The 15,210-nt window shown below is 64.5% G+C and carries 10 protein-coding genes, 1 tRNA gene and 1 pseudogene; 7 read left to right on the top strand and 5 right to left on the bottom strand.

What is annotated here, in order from left to right:
• Positions 1-77 precede the first annotated feature (77 nt).
• From V1261_RS09745 to dapD, 4 genes are all read right to left on the bottom strand, one after another.
• The gene (locus tag V1261_RS09745; protein ID WP_329771604.1) at positions 78-326 is read right to left on the bottom strand and encodes a GlsB/YeaQ/YmgE family stress response membrane protein; all 249 of its coding nucleotides are present in this window, start codon (positions 324-326) and stop codon (positions 78-80) included.
• Between the two features lie 101 nt (positions 327-427).
• A complete protein-coding gene (locus tag V1261_RS09740) occupies positions 428-2,506 on the bottom strand; it encodes an ABC-F family ATP-binding cassette domain-containing protein (RefSeq protein ID WP_329771542.1) in 2,079 nt (692 codons plus the stop codon).
• A complete protein-coding gene (gene dapE, locus V1261_RS09735) occupies positions 2,503-3,666 on the bottom strand; it encodes a succinyl-diaminopimelate desuccinylase (protein ID WP_329771541.1) in 1,164 nt (387 codons plus the stop codon). Before dapE ends, V1261_RS09740 begins: the two co-directional genes overlap by 4 nt.
• Positions 3,667-3,756: 90 nt before the next feature.
• Positions 3,757-4,581, bottom strand: a complete 825-nt coding sequence (gene dapD / locus V1261_RS09730) for a 2,3,4,5-tetrahydropyridine-2,6-dicarboxylate N-succinyltransferase (RefSeq protein WP_329771540.1) — start codon at positions 4,579-4,581, stop codon at positions 3,757-3,759.
• A gap of 401 nt (positions 4,582-4,982) precedes the next feature.
• Here dapD and smc point away from each other — a divergent pair, with 401 nt between their 5' ends.
• The 4 genes from smc to V1261_RS09710 all read left to right on the top strand — a co-directional run bounded on the left by smc (position 4,983) and on the right by V1261_RS09710 (position 13,337).
• Complete coding sequence (gene smc, locus V1261_RS09725; protein WP_329771539.1) at positions 4,983-8,510, top strand: chromosome segregation protein SMC; 3,528 nt, start codon at positions 4,983-4,985, stop codon at positions 8,508-8,510.
• 32 nt (positions 8,511-8,542) lie between these two features.
• Positions 8,543-9,640 carry a cell division protein FtsZ gene (locus V1261_RS09720; protein ID WP_329771538.1) on the top strand — a complete coding sequence of 366 codons (1,098 nt, stop codon included), beginning with the start codon at positions 8,543-8,545 and terminating at the stop codon, positions 9,638-9,640.
• Positions 9,637-11,736: an NAD-dependent DNA ligase LigA gene (gene ligA, locus V1261_RS09715; protein ID WP_329771537.1), complete on the top strand. Its 2,100-nt coding sequence runs from the start codon at positions 9,637-9,639 to the stop codon at positions 11,734-11,736. The genes V1261_RS09720 and ligA overlap by 4 nt, the downstream gene beginning before the upstream one ends.
• Positions 11,737-11,825: 89 nt before the next feature.
• The gene (locus V1261_RS09710) at positions 11,826-13,337 is read left to right on the top strand and encodes a CYTH and CHAD domain-containing protein (protein ID WP_329771536.1); all 1,512 of its coding nucleotides are present in this window, start codon (positions 11,826-11,828) and stop codon (positions 13,335-13,337) included.
• Positions 13,338-13,416: 79 nt separating this feature from the next.
• Here the strand turns inward: V1261_RS09710 and V1261_RS09705 are convergent, their stop codons facing one another.
• Entirely contained in the window at positions 13,417-13,872 is a 456-nt protein-coding gene (locus V1261_RS09705) for a ZIP family metal transporter (protein ID WP_329771535.1), read from the bottom strand.
• A gap of 378 nt (positions 13,873-14,250) precedes the next feature.
• Between V1261_RS09705 and V1261_RS09700 the strand changes: the two genes are divergently transcribed.
• The 3 genes and pseudogenes from V1261_RS09700 to V1261_RS09690 all read left to right on the top strand — a co-directional run.
• A tRNA-Leu gene (locus V1261_RS09700) sits at positions 14,251-14,335 on the top strand.
• Between the two features lie 173 nt (positions 14,336-14,508).
• Positions 14,509-14,748 carry an Arm DNA-binding domain-containing protein gene (locus V1261_RS09695; RefSeq protein ID WP_329771534.1) on the top strand — a complete coding sequence of 80 codons (240 nt, stop codon included), beginning with the start codon at positions 14,509-14,511 and terminating at the stop codon, positions 14,746-14,748.
• A gap of 45 nt (positions 14,749-14,793) precedes the next feature.
• A pseudogene (locus V1261_RS09690) lies at positions 14,794-15,210 on the top strand (transposase); the annotation flags it as partial.

Below are 15,210 nucleotides of genomic sequence, written 5' to 3'. Positions count from 1 at the left end.
TCGTCAATGTAGCATCAAAAAAAGGGGCCGAAGCCCCTGTCACTATATACCAGCGGCGTGCTACGCCGCTTGCGGTATCAGCGCTTTTTGGTGACCAGGCCGTACACGTACAGCACGATGATGGCACCGATGATGGAGGCGATCCAGCCGGCGGCATCACCCGGACCGTACAGACCCAGTGCGGAGCCGATGAAGTTGGCCACGGCGGAACCGACGATACCGAGCACGGTCGTCATCAGGAAACCGAGGCTGTCATTGCCCGGCTTGAGGGCGCGGGCCAGCAGACCCACGATAAAACCGACGACGATGATGGAAATGATTTGCATCATGAGGAAAAACTCCCTGTTTGTTGTCAACGGCCACATACTAACCGCAAACCCTGACAGCTGTATGGCAGTCATCTGCCAGCAGGTGTGTCAGACTGTGATTACACGGCTTCCTGGCTGGCCTCCAGCGCCTCCAGCTGTTCGGAGACTTCCAGCCAGGCCATCTCGGCCTCGTCGAGGCCATCGGTCACCTGCTTGAGCTGGCGGCCGGCATCGGCAATCGCCTGCGGCTCCAGCGGCTGGCACAGTTCGGCTTCGAGGCGTTCCTTGTCGGCGCGCAGTTGCTCCATGTCCTTTTCCAGCTGCTGCTGTCGCTTGGCCAGCGGGCGGCGCTGTTCCAGATACTGCTGGCGGCGCGCGGCCTGCAGCTTGCGCTGTTCGGCACCACTCAGGGCTGGCTTGCTGTCTGTGGCATCTGCGCTGGCGCTGTTGCCGGCGTTGAGCTGTTCGCGGCGCTGGCGTGCCACGTCCTGCAGGTAACGCTGGTAGTCGTCCAGATCGCCATCGAAGGGGCGGATGCCGCCTTCTCCAACCAGCCAGAAGTCGTCGCAGACGGCGCGCAGCAGGGCTCGGTCGTGGCTGACCAGCATCACTGTGCCGTCAAAGCTGTTGAGCGCCATCGCCAGCGCCTCGCGCGTGACCAGATCCAGGTGGTTGGTCGGCTCGTCCAGCAGCAGCAGGTTGGGACGCTGCCAGACCAGCATCGCCAGCACCAGACGTGCCTTTTCGCCACCGCTCATGCTGCCCACGGCCTGGTGCACCATGTCGCCGGCAAACTGGAAGCTGCCTAGGAAGTTGCGCAAATCCTGCTCGCGGCCGGCCTGGGCGGCCAGATCCGGGTGCTCGCGCGCCAGCCGCGTCATGTGGCCGAGCGGGTGGTCATCGAGCTGCAGTACGTCCAGTTCCTGCTGGGCGAAATAGCCCAGGCGCAGGCCCTTGCCTTCGGTGATGCGGCCAGCCAGCAGCGGCAGGGCGTGCGCCACCGTCTTGACGAAGGTGGACTTGCCCTGACCGTTGGCACCGAGCACGCCAATGCGCTGGCCTGCCAGCACCGAGACGTTGATGCCCTGCAGGATCACCTTGTCCTGTTCGGTGATGGGCGGCAGCGCCTCGCCACTTTGCAGCTGGTGCTGGTGCAACTCCTGGCTGGTGCTGAAGTCCTGCAGCTCTGCGTCGAGGATGAGGTCTGGTGCCGGCTTGCCGGCAGCGCCGCGGTAGCCGAAAGCGGCATCGCGCACTGCCAGCATCGGGTTGGGCAGCTGCGGCGGTTCCTGGAATTCAAAGGTGAAATCGGCACTGGTGAGCACCGGTGCCAGCCGTTCCATGCGCTCCAGCGCCTTGACCCGGCTCTGCGCCTGCTTGGCCTTGGTCGCCTTGGCCTTGAAGCGGTCGATGAATTGCTGCAGGTGGGCGATTTTTTCCTGCTGGCGTGCGTAGGCGGCCTGTTGCAGCACGATGCGTTCGGCGCGCTGCTCCTCGAAGGCGGTGTAGTTGCCGCTGTAGCGCGTCAGCTGGGCGTGCTCCACATGCACCGTCACCTGGGTGATAGCATCGAGGAATTCGCGGTCGTGGCTGATCACCAGCAGCGTGCCGGGGTAGCGCTTGAGCCAGCCTTCCAGCCAGACCAGCGCGTCCAGATCCAGGTGGTTGGTCGGTTCGTCCAGCAGCAGCAGGTCGCTTGGGCACATCAGCGCGCGCGCCAGTTGCAGGCGCATGCGCCAGCCTCCCGAGAAACTGTTGACCGGACGCTCCAGCTCATCGATCTGGAAGCCGAGACCGAGGATCAGCGATTGGGCGCGCGAGCGCGCGTCGTGCGCACCGGCATCGGCCAGCAGCGTGTGCGCGTGGGCAATCGCCATGCCGTCGCCGCTGGCATCGGCCTGCGCCAGTGCGGCATGGGCTTCTTGCAGGCGGGAATCGCCACCGAGCACGAATTCCGTCGCGCTGTCCGTGGTTTCGGGCATGTTCTGTGCCACTTCGGCCATGCGCCAGTGGGGCGGCAGGCTGACATCGCCGGCATCTTCATGCAGGCGGTTCTGCAGCAGGCTGAACAGGCTGGACTTGCCGCAGCCATTGCGCCCGACCAGGCCGACGCGTTCGCCGGGGTTGATGCTGACCGAGGCCTTGTCGAGCAAGACCTTGGTGCCGCGCTGCAGCACCACATCCTGAAGCACGATCATGGGGTGATTTCCTTTGACAGGTTGTCCAGCAAGCGCCGGTAGATATTCTTGAGCGGTTCGATGTCGTCGAGCGCGATATGTTCATCGATCTTGTGGATGCTGGCGTTGGGTGGGCCGAGCTCAATGACCTGTGGGCAGATCTGCGCGATAAAGCGGCCATCACTGGTGCCGCCGCTGGTGGAGAGTTCGGTTTCCAGCCCGGTTTCGTCGCGGATGGCCTGTTGCGCGGCGGCCACTAGTTCGCCGGGCGGAGTCAGGAAGGGCAGGCCGCTGATGCTCCAGTCCAGCGTGTAGTCCAGGCCATGCTGCTGCAGCACAGTTTCGACACGCTGCTGCAGGCTGTCGGGCGTGGATTCGGTGCAGAAGCGGAAATTGAAATCGATCACCACCGAACCGGGGATGATGTTGCTGGCACCGGTACCGCCGTGGATATTGCTGATCTGCCAGCTGGTGGGTGGAAAAAAGGCATTGCCCTCGTCCCAGGTGGTGGCGGCCAGTTCGGCCAGTGCTGGCGCGACCTGGTGGATCGGGTTGCGCGCCAGGTGCGGGTAGGCGATATGGCCCTGGATGCCGTGCACGGTCAGGCGGCCGCTCATGCTGCCACGGCGGCCGTTCTTGATCATGTCGCCAGTCTGCCTGACGGCCGTGGGCTCGCCGACCAGGCAGTAATCGATGCGCGTGCCGCGCTGCTGTAGCGTGTTGCAGACGACCACCGTGCCATCGTGCGCCGGGCCTTCCTCGTCGCTGGTGAGCAGAAAGGCGAGGTTGAGCGCGGTATCGGGCTGCTGCTGCAGGAATTCGCGTACCGCCACGACCATGGCGGCGAGCGAGGTCTTCATGTCGCTGGCACCGCGGCCGTAGAGCTTGCCATCGCGCTGTGCCGGCTCGAAGGGCGGGCTGGTCCACTGTTCCAGCGGACCGGTCGGCACCACATCGGTATGGCCGGCCAGTACCAGTGTCTTGCCGGCATCGCCCAGGCGGCCGGGACGCAGCGCCCACAGGTTGCTGACACGGAAATCGTCCGGGCCGCTGTCGATGCGTTCGCAGGCAAAGCCGAGCGGTTCCAGCTGGCTGGCCAGCAGCGGCAGACAGCCGGCATCATCCGGCGTGACGGAGGCCAGCCGGATCAGCTGTTCGGAAAGGGCAAGGGTGTCGGACATGAAGATTCAGCAGGAGGGCAGCAGGCTGCCGGAAAAAAACAGGGGCGTGCACGGTCTGGCCGGCACGCCCGCAGCGATTTTAGGGGCTTGTCAATCGCGCAGCAGATCGTTCAGGCTGGTCTTGGAGCGGGTCTGGGCGTCCACGCGCTTGACGATGACGGCCGCATACAGGCTGTAGCGGCCGCCATCCTTGGGCAGCGAACCGCTGATCACCACCGAGCCGGCCGGCACGCGGCCATAGCTGATCTCGCCAGTGGCGCGGTCGTAGATCGGCGTACTCTGGCCAATATACACGCCCATGCTGATCACGGAGTTTTCTTCCACGATCACGCCTTCGACGATTTCGGAACGCGCGCCGATGAAACAGTTGTCCTCGATGATGGTCGGGCCGGCCTGCAGCGGCTCCAGCACGCCACCCAGACCGACGCCGCCGCTCAGGTGCACATGCTTGCCGACCTGGGCGCAGCTGCCGACGGTGGCCCAGGTATCGACCATGGAATCGGCATCGACATAGGCACCGATGTTGACGTAGGAGGGCATCAGGATGGCGCCTGGCGCAATGTAGCTGCCACGGCGCGCCACCGCCGGCGGCACCACGCGCACGCCGCTGGCCCGGATCTGCTCGTCCGTCATGCTGCCGAATTTGGTTGGCACCTTGTCGTAAAAGGCGAGGTCGCCGGAACGCATCAGCACATTGTCCTGCAGGCGAAAGCTCAGCAGCACGGCCTTCTTGATCCACTGGTGCACCGTCCATTTGCCGACATCCTCGCGCGTGGCTACGCGGAGCCTGCCGTGGTCCAGCTCTGCCAGTACATGCTCCACCGCGTCAACGATGTCTTTCGGGGCGGAGGAGAAGTTGATGTCGGCGCGGCTTTCCCAGGCGTTTTCGATAATGGACTGCAGTTGGGTCGTCATGGGGAGTTCCTGTCAGGATGGAGAAAAATCAGGGATGGTGTCCCTGGAGAAGGGTACGGAGACGCTGTGGCGCCTTCGGGCAGGGTGCGGTGCGTGCCTGTAGCAGGCCACTGCGCGGCGTGCGGCGGGATAGACAGCAAATCTGCTGGCGGAAACGGGATACCGGGAGTTCTGGTGAGCCGCTGCCTGCAAGGGCAAATGTGCCATCTAGACCCGCGAAGCGCAGATGCGCGGTGGGACAGGCTTGCAGCAGTCGTGGGCGGGACTTCATGGTGGCGCAGCGGGCAGCCCGCCGCGTCAGACGGCGGGGGGAACAGGTATGATGCGTTTTTTTCTGACTCTGTATTGTAAGAGCCCGGGTGCCTGACGCAACAGGGTACGCGGGCTTTGCGCTTGACCACGTGCGACTGAATTCGATCAAACTTTCCGGCTTCAAGTCCTTTGCCGAACCGACCCATTTCGAGCTGCCCGGGCAGCTGGTGGGCGTGGTAGGCCCCAATGGCTGCGGCAAGTCTAACATCATGGATGCGGTGCGCTGGGTGCTGGGCGAGAGCAAGGCCAGCGAGTTGCGTGGCGAGTCGATGCAGGACGTGATCTTCAACGGCACGACCACGCGCAAGCCGGCATCGCGTTCCTCGGTGGAACTGGTGTTTGACAACGCCGATCACCGCGCCGGCGGCCAGTGGGGCCAGTTCACCGAGATCGCGGTCAAGCGCGTGCTGACGCGCGAGGGCGGCAGCAGCTACTTCATCAACAACCAGCCGGTGCGCCGCCGTGATGTGCAGGACGTGTTCCTGGGTACCGGCCTGGGGCCGCGTGCCTACGCCATCATCGGCCAGGGCACGATCAGCCGCATCATCGAAAGCCGCCCCGAGGAATTGCGCCTGTTCCTGGAAGAGGCGGCTGGCGTCAGCAAGTACAAGGAACGCCGTCGCGAAACGGAAAACCGCCTGAACGACACACGCGAAAACCTGACGCGCGTGGAAGACATCCTGCGCGAGCTGGACAGCAACCTGAGCCGGCTGGAAAAGCAGGCTGCGGTGGCCGAGCAATACCACCAGCTACAGGCGGCCGGCACGCGCCGGCTGCACCAGATGTGGTACCTGAAACGCGCCAGCGCGGCGGCCGACCAAGGCAAGGTGCAGGCCGAAGCAGATGCCGCCCGCAATGCGCTGGAAGAGCGCATGGCCGAGGTGCGCAGCACCGAAGCCGGGCTGGAAAGCATCCGCCAGGCGCACTATGCTGCCGGCGACCAGGTCAACCTGGCGCAGGGCAAGCTCTATGAGGCCACGGCTGAAGTCGGCAAGCTTGAAGCCGAGATCCGCTTCGTGACGGAAAACCGCCAGCGTGCCGAACTGCGCCTGCAGCAGCTGCAAGAACAGATCGCGCACTGGGACGAGCGCCGCCTGGAGGCCGAGGCCGAGCAGGAAGGGCTGGCGGCGCAGGACATGGAATCGGAAGAGCGCGAGGCGATCCTGCAAGCGCAGGTGGAAGAGCAGGCGATGCAGCTGCCGGCGCTGGAAGAGGGCTTGCGCCACAGCCAGCAGCGCAGCAACGAACTGCGTGCCAGCGTTAGCCAGGTGCAGCAGCAGATCCAGGTGCTGGCGGCCGAGCAGCGCAGCATCGAGGAACAGCTGCGCCAGCAGAACCAGCGCCGCGAGCGCCTGCTGGGCGACCGCAAGGCGCTGGCTGCGCCCGAAGAAGCGCGCCTGCTGCAGATGGACACCCAGCTCGCCAGCAGCGGCGAACAGCTGGAACTGGTACAGGCGCAATTGGCTGAACTGCAGGACCAGGTGCCGCAGCTGGATGAGCAGCGTCGCAGCGCACAGCAGGGCCTGAACGCCGAATCGGGCAAGCTGGCCGACCTGACCGCCAGGCTGGAAGCGCTCAAGGCGCTGCAGGAAAAACTGAAGACCGACGGCAAGCTCGCGCCCTGGCTGCACAAGCACGGGCTGGACGGCATGCAACGCCTGTGGTCGCGGCTGCAGGTCGAATCGGGCTGGGAAAACGCCATCGAAGCCGTGCTGCGCGAGCGCATGGGCGCGCTGGAAGTCTCGCGGCTGGACAGCATCCGTGCATTAGCCAGCGATGCACCGCCAGCCAAGCTGAGCTTCTATAGCCTGCCGCAGGCGGCCAGGACCGCCGCAGCCGGTGCCGTGGCGCTGCCGGCACTGATCGATCTGGTGCGCGTGCACGATGCCGGCCTGCAGGGCTTGCTGGCCGAGTGGCTGCACGGCTGTTACGCTGCCAGCACGCTGGATGAAGCGCTGATCCAGCGCGATCAGCTGGTTGCCGGCGAACTGATCGTGGTGCGCGCCGGCCATGTGGTGAGCGCCCACAGCGTGGATTTTTACGCCCAGGACAGCGAACAGGCCGGCCTGCTGGCGCGCGCCCAAGAGATCGAGAACCTGGAAAAAGCCTTGCGTGCGCAGCAGCTGATCCACGAAGAAGCACGGCTGGCACTGTCGCGTGCCGATGCCGGCTATGGCGATGCCAGCCAGCGTCTGGTCAGCGTGCGCCGTGAGGCAGCGCAAGCACAATCGGCACACCATGCGCTGCAGGTGGAGCACTTGCGCCTGCAGCAGCAATCCGAGCAGATGCGCGCCCGCAGCGAACAGATTGGCGCTGATCTGGAAGAAATCGATGCCTTGCTGGAAGAGCTGCAGATCCGCCGCGCCACCGCCGAAGGCCGCTTTGAAGAGCTGGACATGCAGCTGGCCGATGTGCAGGAGCGCCACGCCCAGTCCGAGGACCAGGTGATGGCCGCCGAGCGTAAGCTGTCGGACAGCCGCGAACAGCAGCGCAGCCTGGAGCGTGCGGCGCAGGAAGCGGTGTTTGCGCGCCGCAGCCTGCAATCACGCGCCGGCGAATTGCAGCGTACCCTGGCTACGGCCAGCCAGCAGGCGCATTCCCTGCAGGCGCAAATCGAACAGGCGCAGCAGGATTTGCAAGCCATGACCGCCGACCAGGCCCAGGACGGCCTGCAGGATGCGCTGGAGCGCAAGGCCGAGCGTGAGCTGGATCTGGCCGCGCGCCGCAGCCAGTACGAAGACCTGAGCGCCAGGCTGCGCGCCAGCGACGAGCGCCGCCTGACGCTGGAGCGCGAGCTGGATCCGCTGCGCCAGCGCATCACCGAGCTGCAGCTGAAGGAGCAGGCCGCGCGCATCGGCGTGGAACAGTTCAGCCAGTCGCTGCAGGAAGCCGAGGCCGACGAAGCCGCGATCGCGCAAGGCATCGAGGCAGAAGGCGTGAAGCTGCAGGGCCTGCAGGGCGAGATCGACCGTATCCAGCGCGAGATTGCCGCCCTGGGTGCGGTCAACCTGGCCGCCATGGACGAACTGATCAGCGCACGCGAGCGCAAGACCTTCCTGGATGCGCAATCAGCCGACCTGCTCGACGCCATCACCACGCTGGAAGACGCGATCCGCAAGATTGATGGCGAAACGCGTGAGCTGCTGGGATCGACCTTTGAGACCGTGAATGAGCACTTTGGCCGCATGTTCCCCGAGCTGTTTGGCGGCGGCCAGGCGAAGCTGATCATGACCGGCGATGAAATCCTCGATTCCGGCGTGCAGGTGATGGCGCAGCCGCCGGGCAAGAAGAACCAGACGATTCACCTGCTGTCCGGTGGCGAGAAGGCGCTGACGGCAATCGCGCTGGTGTTTGCGATTTTCCAGCTCAACCCGGCACCGTTCTGCCTGCTGGACGAGGTGGACGCGCCGCTGGACGATGCCAACACCGAACGCTATGCCAGGCTGGTGACGCGCATGAGCGCGGAGACGCAGTTCCTGTTCATCAGCCACAACAAGATCGCCATGGAAATGGCCCGACAGCTGATTGGCGTGACGATGCAGGAGCAGGGCGTCTCGCGCATCGTGGCCGTCGATATGGAATCCGCTGTGTCCATGGCCGATTCCGGGCCGGTTTGACCTAAGATACGGCCAAGTCATACGGAAATCCCATGAGTTACTCCCTACAAATCGGTCTGGCAGCGGCAGGTGGCGTGGTGCTGGCAGGCTTGGTGCTGCACAACGCCCTGCAGGCGCGCAAGGCGCAGCCGCGCCAGGCCGAGCCCGAAACCGCCACGCCGCTGCATGAAACCGCCGATGCCGGCGCCATCGTGCCCGGCGAAGCCGAGCGCCAGGAGCCGTTGCTGGATGAAGCCACTGCCGCCGCGATGGACGAGACTGCCACGCCTATCACGCTGCAGGTGCCGGTGCACCAGGAGCGCCGCCTGATGCTGGATCCGCTGCTGGACGCGCTGGCGCCTATCCTGCTCGATGAAGGCGCGCTGGTCTCGGGCGATGCCGCATTGGCCGCGCTGCCGGCGACGCGCCGTGTGGACAACAAGCCGTTTGCCGTGGAAGGCCGCCTGAAGGATTCCGGCGACTGGGAATACCCGCAGCCCGGCCATCTGTACGATGGCTTCCAGGCCGGCGTGCAGCTGGCCAACCGCAGCGGCGCGCTGAACGACATCGGTTTTTCCGAGTTCACACTGAAGGCGCAGGATTTTGCCGATGCCATCAACGGCTCGGCGCGCATCCCCGACATGCGCAACGAGGTGCACCGGGCGCGTGAACTGGACCAGTTTGCGGCCAGCCACGATGCCCGCCTGCACTTCGTGCTGCGCGCACGCCAGGCTGCCTGGAGCATCGGCTACCTGCAGCAGACCGTGGCGCGCCTCGGATTCGTGCCGGGGGCACTGCCGGGCCGCTTGGTGCTGCCGTCCGGCACCGAAGGTGCGGCGCCACTGCTGAGCCTGGAATACGACACCCAGGCGGCGCTGGCGGAAGACCTGGAGCAATCCGCCATCTACGAGGCGCTGCTGGGCCTGGAAGTCACGCATGTGCCAGCCGAAGAGCGCCCGTTTGCGCGCATGTGCGAGATCGCGCTGCAGCTGGCCGAAGAGATGGGTGGCAATGTCACCGACGGCAATGGCATCCGCATCATGCCGGAATCTATGGAGAAAATCGCGCAGGAACTGGAAGGCTTGTACCAGGAGCTGGACGAGCGCGGATTCCCGGCCGGTTCTGACCTGGCGCGCCGTCTGTTCTCATGAGCACGCCTGACCTGTTTGCCGCGCAGCCCGATCCGCTGCAGCCGGCGCGTGAACGTGCCGCCGTGCTGCGTGCGCAGCTGCACCACAACGCCTACCTCTACTACACGCTGGACGCGCCCGAGCTGCCCGATGCCGAATACGACCGGCTATTCCAGGAGCTGCAAGCGCTGGAGCAGCAGCACCCGGAGCTGCTGACCGCCGATTCACCGACGCAGCGTGTGCTGGGCCAACTGCTGCCGGGCTTTGCAGCGGTGCATCATGCGGTGCCGATGCTGTCGATCCGCACAGAGACCGATACCGAGGCCAGCGGCGTCATCACCTTCGACACGCGCGTGCGCAAGGAGCTGGGCCTGACGCCGGAAGAGCCGCCGGTCGAATATGCCGCCGAGCTCAAGTTTGACGGTCTGGCCGTGAACCTGCGCTACGAGCAGGGCGTGCTGGTGCAGGCCGCCACGCGCGGCGATGGCGAGCGTGGTGAGGACATCACGCAGAACGTGCGCACGATTCGGCAGATTCCGCTGCGCCTGCGTGGCGATGCGCTGCCGGCCGTGCTGGAAGTGCGCGGCGAGGTCTATATGCGGCGCGATGCCTTCGAGGCACTGAACGAGCGCCAGCGCGACAAGATCGCCCAGGGCGCGAAGAACGAAAAAACCTTCGTCAACCCGCGCAACGCCGCCGCCGGTTCGCTGCGCCAGCTCGATCCTGCCATCACGGTACAGCGCCCGCTGAGTTTTTATGCCTACGCCTGGGGCGAGGTACAGGGCTGGGACGCCATGCCGGACAGCCACAGCGGTGTGCTCGATGCGCTGGATGCCTTTGGCCTGCCGGTGTCGAAAGAACGCGTGGTGAGCCAGGGCCCGCAAGGCCTGATTGCCTTTCACCAGCAGATTGCCGAACGGCGTGACCAGCTGCCCTTCGATATCGATGGCGTGGTCTACAAGGTCAACCGCATCGCGCTGCAGCGCCAGCTCGGCTTTGTCAGCCGCGAGCCGCGCTGGGCGGTGGCGCACAAGTACCCGGCGCAGGAAATGCTGACCGTGGTGCGCGGCATCGACGTGCAGGTCGGCCGTACCGGCAAGCTCACACCGGTGGCCAAGCTGGAGCCGGTGTTTGTGGGTGGCGTGACCGTGACCAATGCCACGCTGCACAACCAGGAAGAGGCGAACCGCAAGGATGTGCGCATTGGCGATACCGTGGTGGTGCGCCGCGCCGGTGACGTGATCCCCGAAGTGGTATCGGTGGTGCTGGAACAGCGCCCCGAAGGCACGGTGCCGTTTGCCATGCCCGATGTCTGCCCGGTCTGCGGCAGCGCCGTGGCACGCGAAGAGGGCGAGGTCGATACCCGCTGCACCGCCGGCATCTACTGCAGCGCGCAGCGCAAGCAGGCGGTGCTGCACTTTGCCCAGCGTCGCGCGCTGGACATCGAAGGCCTGGGCGACAAGCTGGTGGAGCAGCTGGTGGATGGCGAGATCATCCGCAGCCTGCCCGACTTGTACACGCTGCAGCTGGAGACCCTGTCCGGGCTGGACCGCATGGGCGAAAAATCCGCGCAAAACCTGCTGGACGCGCTGGAAAAGAGCAAGTCGACCACGCTGGCACGCTTTGTCTACGGCCTGGGCATACGCCATGTCGGCGAAACCACGGCCAAGGACCTGGCGCGCCACTTTGGCAGCCTTGATGCCTTGCTGCAGGCCGATGAGGCCGCGCTGCTGCAGGTGCCTGATGTCGGCCCGGTGGTGGCCGACAGCCTGCTGCGCTTCATGGCCGAACCGCACAACCGTGAGGTGCTGGAGCGCCTGCGTGCGCTGGGCCTGCACTGGCCGGAATCGGAAGGCCAGGCTGCTGCCCTGGAAAGTGCCAGCCCGCTGGCCGGCAAGATCTTTGTGCTGACCGGCACGCTGCCCGACATGGGCCGTGACGAGGCCAAGGAACTGCTGGAAGCCGCCGGCGCCAAGGTCACCGGCAGCGTAAGCAAGAAGACCGATTACCTGGTCGCCGGAGCCGAGGCCGGCAGCAAGCTGGAGAAGGCGCAATCGCTCGGGATCACGGTGCTGGACCAGCAGGGCATGCTGGATCTGCTGGCGCAACAGGGCTGAGCCGATTCCCGTTGTCACAATGCGCGGGGGCTTTCGTGATAGCCTAGCCCTTTGCATTAAAAAACCGTGACAGGAGAAAGGGAATCGCCATGGATCAGGAAATTGAACTGTGTCTGGCGCTGCCGGCAGAGCTGAACTCGGCTTTTATCCAGAAACTGCCCAAGCTGCTGCCCGCCGCCGGCAAGCCGGAACAGCAGGATCTGCTGAGCATCTATTACGACACGCCCAATATGGACCTGCAGCGCCGTGACATGGGCCTGCGCCTGCGCCAGAAGGGCAACCAGTGGATCCAGACGGTCAAGTATGGCCAGTCTGCGGGGGCCGGCCTGAACGCGCGTGCCGAATTCGAGCACATCACGCATGGCCCGGCGCTGGAGCTGGCCAATATTGCCGATCTGGATGCGCGCAACTTCCTGTGCGATGACAAGATCGCCACGCGCCTGCAGCCGGCGTTTACCACGCGCGTGCAGCGCACGCTATGGGAAATCGAGGACAAGCAGGGCAATATCGTCGAGGTTTGTCTGGATGTTGGCCATATTTCCTGCGATGACCGCAGTGCGGTGGTGAACGAGGTCGAGGTCGAACTCAAGCAGGGCAAGCTCGAAGCCATGTTTGCCGTGGCGCTGACGCTGGCCAAGACTTTTCCGCTGCTGCCGCAACCGCGCAGCAAGGCCGAACGCGGTGCGCGCCTGTTCACGCAGACGCCGATCAAGCCGGAAGGCGCCAAGCTGCCCGAATTGACGCCCGACATGAGCCCGATCGAGGCACGCCGCCTGATCAAGATGGAATGCCTGCGCCACCTGCAGGCGAACCTGCCTTGGGTCGGCCAGGGGGATGACATGGAGTTCATCCACCAGGCGCGCGTGGCAATCCGCCGCATGCGCTCGGCCAACAAGGCGTTTGCCGCGCTGCCGGACGATGCCACCTGGAACCGCCTCGAAAACGGCCTGCAGGCGCTGGCGCAGATGCTGGGTGACGTGCGCGACCGTGACGTGCTGGTGCACGAGACGCTGGCCCGCATCGAGCCGGCGTTTGAGGGCAAGATTCCGTTGCATGTGGTGCAGCAGGCCTTGTTGCAGCAGCGCGAGGAGCTGATCCAGAAAGTGCGCACGGCAATGCATTCGCCGCGCATCGGCACGCTGCTGCTGCACCTGCTGGCCTGGCTGCATGTGGACCATCCGGAAGACTCCGCTGCCGATGGCGTGGCGCTGAAGGATTTTGCCCATGCCGCGCTGGACAAGCGCTTGGCGTCGGTCGAGAAGTTTGCCAAGCGCTGGGAAAAGCTGGACGAGCCCGAGCGCCATACGCTGCGCAAGCACGTGAAGAAGCTGCGCTACAGTGCCGAGTTCTTCTCCAGCCTGTACCCGCAGGCGCGCGTGAAGAAGTTCCTGGGTTCCTACCGCGACGTGCAGGAAGCGCTGGGCCTGATGAACGATGCCGTGGTCAGCCGCGAACTGCTGCAGCAACTGGCGGTGCAGCAGCCGGCGGTGGCCTTTGCTGCTGGCGCCGCCGCTGGCTGGGAAGAACACATCGGCTATCTGGCGGTAGAGGAAATCATGCCGGCGCTGCAGGAAATGCGCTCGGCCAAGCCGTACTGGTAAGTCTGGCAGCTGCCACGGCCTGATTCCCGATGCCCGGCAGCCGGATGGCTGGCCGGGCATGCCTGTCTTTGCAGGGGCGTCAGCCTTGCCCCAGCAGCTGGATGCACCAGAAGGTCAGGAAGCCGCCAAACAGGATCAGCGTGAAGTAGGATTTTTCTTCTACTTCGTGCGCTTCCATCAGCAGCTCTTCGGTGACCAGATAGAGCAGGGCGGCGGCGCTGAAGGAGAGCACGGTGCCAATGGTGTCGTGCGAGGCCTGTGCCAGCAGCAGGCTGCCGGCCAGGGCGCAGCCGAGCACCGTCAGGCCCAGGGCGCCGGAGACGGCCACGATTTTCCAGCCACGGATCTGGTCCGATGCTAGCGCCAGGCCGAGGAACAGCAGTTCCACCGCCAGGGCCGCCAGCACCACGCCTGCGGCAAAGTGCTGGATCATGCTGCGGGGCTGATGGCCTGGCGACCAGACGGCAGCCAGCAAACCGCCCACCAGGGCGACCACGGCGGGAATGGCCATCAGGAGGAAGGGGGAGGTGGACATGCCTGTTGCTCGGTGAAAAACACCCCTGCGTCAACACATGGCGCCCGGGACGGGTGCAAATAGGGCTCGAGCACCATCTGCTTCTGGTCCCTTGGCGTACCTCAAACATTGCGGTAACACCCGGCAATTTCGCGGCTCGCTTCTGCGTTGCCGAACCAGCAGCGCAGAAATTTTACGCCTTGCAGGGGAACGCAGGTCGTCACACTTCAAGCCTGGCGCCTGTTCCATTGCGATTCCCGGGAACAATTTAACGGGATCGCGGCTTGTGTTGTCCGGCCACTCACAATGTTGGCTACGACTGGAGGGTAGGGTGATATGGCCTGATCTACACATGAATTACGCACCGAAACACCATGAGGTAGAATCAGCCCCTCTGTAGCCTGGGTGGTGGAATTGGTAGACACAAGGGACTTAAAATCCCTCGGCGCAAGCTTTACGGGTTCGATTCCCGTCCCAGGCACCATTTGAGGCTTTCACTGATGCCTAGAATTGATAAAAATAGCAATAAAATCAAAGGGTTGGATGGAAAACAAGGACAAGTAAGCGTCATAAGCAATCATTGAATATCATCAGGTTTGGGGGTAAAGTGGGGGAAAACATCGTTTCTTCCACTTTTTTTGACTTTTCTTTTCCCCCATGTTGACTGAAGCACAATGCAAGGCCGCGACCTGCCCGCCAGAGCGTGCAAGGCTCCGCTACGCCGATTCTGGCGGTCTCTACCTGGAAGTCACCGACAAGGCCAAACGCTGGTTTTGGAAGTACCGATTTGCTGGCAAGGAAAAGCGGTTGGCGCTGGGCAGCTACCCCGCCGTCACGCTCAAGCAAGCCCGGCTAGGCCGAGATGACGCCCGCCTGACGCTGGCTGATTGGAGTTGACCCGGTTCCGTGGACACATCATTCTTTGTGTTCAAGGAGTCGCAGATGTCCAAAGTACGACCGCCGTACCCGGCGGAATTCCGTCGGCAGATGGTCGAGCTGGTTCGAGCCGGCCGCTCACCCACACAGCTCTCGCGTGAGTTCGGTGTCACTGCCCAGTCCATCACCAACTGGGTCGGTCAGGCCGCCATCGACGAGGGCAAGCCCTTACCTGGCAAAGAAGGCCTGACCACCGCCGAGCGAGAAGAATTGGTGCGGCTGCGCCGCCAGTTGCGTCAGGTCCAGATGGAGCGCGACATCCTGGCAAAGGCTACGGCCTGGTTCGCCGGTCGCAGCGATGCGACATCCACGAAGTCTTCGGACTCGTGATGGCGAACCAGGCCGACCTTCCTGTGCGCGCCATGTGCCGCGTGCTCGGTGTCTCCGCCAGCGGCTTCTATGCCTGGCGAGAGCGTGCTCCAT

The organism is Brachymonas sp. J145 (assembly GCF_036312245.1).
GTDB classification, from domain to species: Bacteria; Pseudomonadota; Gammaproteobacteria; order Burkholderiales; family Burkholderiaceae_C; genus Brachymonas; species Brachymonas wangyanguii.
Note: the sequence above shows the minus strand (reverse complement) of the source record. Positions and strands in the feature narration are given on the sequence as shown.

Bases quoted from the DNA above. Each gene is read 5' to 3' on its own strand.
- V1261_RS09745 (WP_329771604.1), bottom strand. From the start codon at position 326: ATGCAAATCATTTCCATCATCGTCGTCGGTTTTATCGTGGGTCTGCTG.
- V1261_RS09740 (WP_329771542.1), bottom strand. From the start codon at position 2,506: ATGATCGTGCTTCAGGATGTGGTGCTGCAGCGCGGCACCAAGGTCTTG.
- dapE (WP_329771541.1), bottom strand. From the start codon at position 3,666: ATGTCCGACACCCTTGCCCTTTCCGAACAGCTGATCCGGCTGGCCTCC.
- dapD (WP_329771540.1), bottom strand. From the start codon at position 4,581: ATGACGACCCAACTGCAGTCCATTATCGAAAACGCCTGGGAAAGCCGC.
- V1261_RS09720 (WP_329771538.1), top strand. From the start codon at position 8,543: ATGAGTTACTCCCTACAAATCGGTCTGGCAGCGGCAGGTGGCGTGGTG.
- ligA (WP_329771537.1), top strand. From the start codon at position 9,637: ATGAGCACGCCTGACCTGTTTGCCGCGCAGCCCGATCCGCTGCAGCCG.
- V1261_RS09710 (WP_329771536.1), top strand. From the start codon at position 11,826: ATGGATCAGGAAATTGAACTGTGTCTGGCGCTGCCGGCAGAGCTGAAC.
- V1261_RS09705 (WP_329771535.1), bottom strand. From the start codon at position 13,872: ATGTCCACCTCCCCCTTCCTCCTGATGGCCATTCCCGCCGTGGTCGCC.
- V1261_RS09695 (WP_329771534.1), top strand. From the start codon at position 14,509: ATGTTGACTGAAGCACAATGCAAGGCCGCGACCTGCCCGCCAGAGCGT.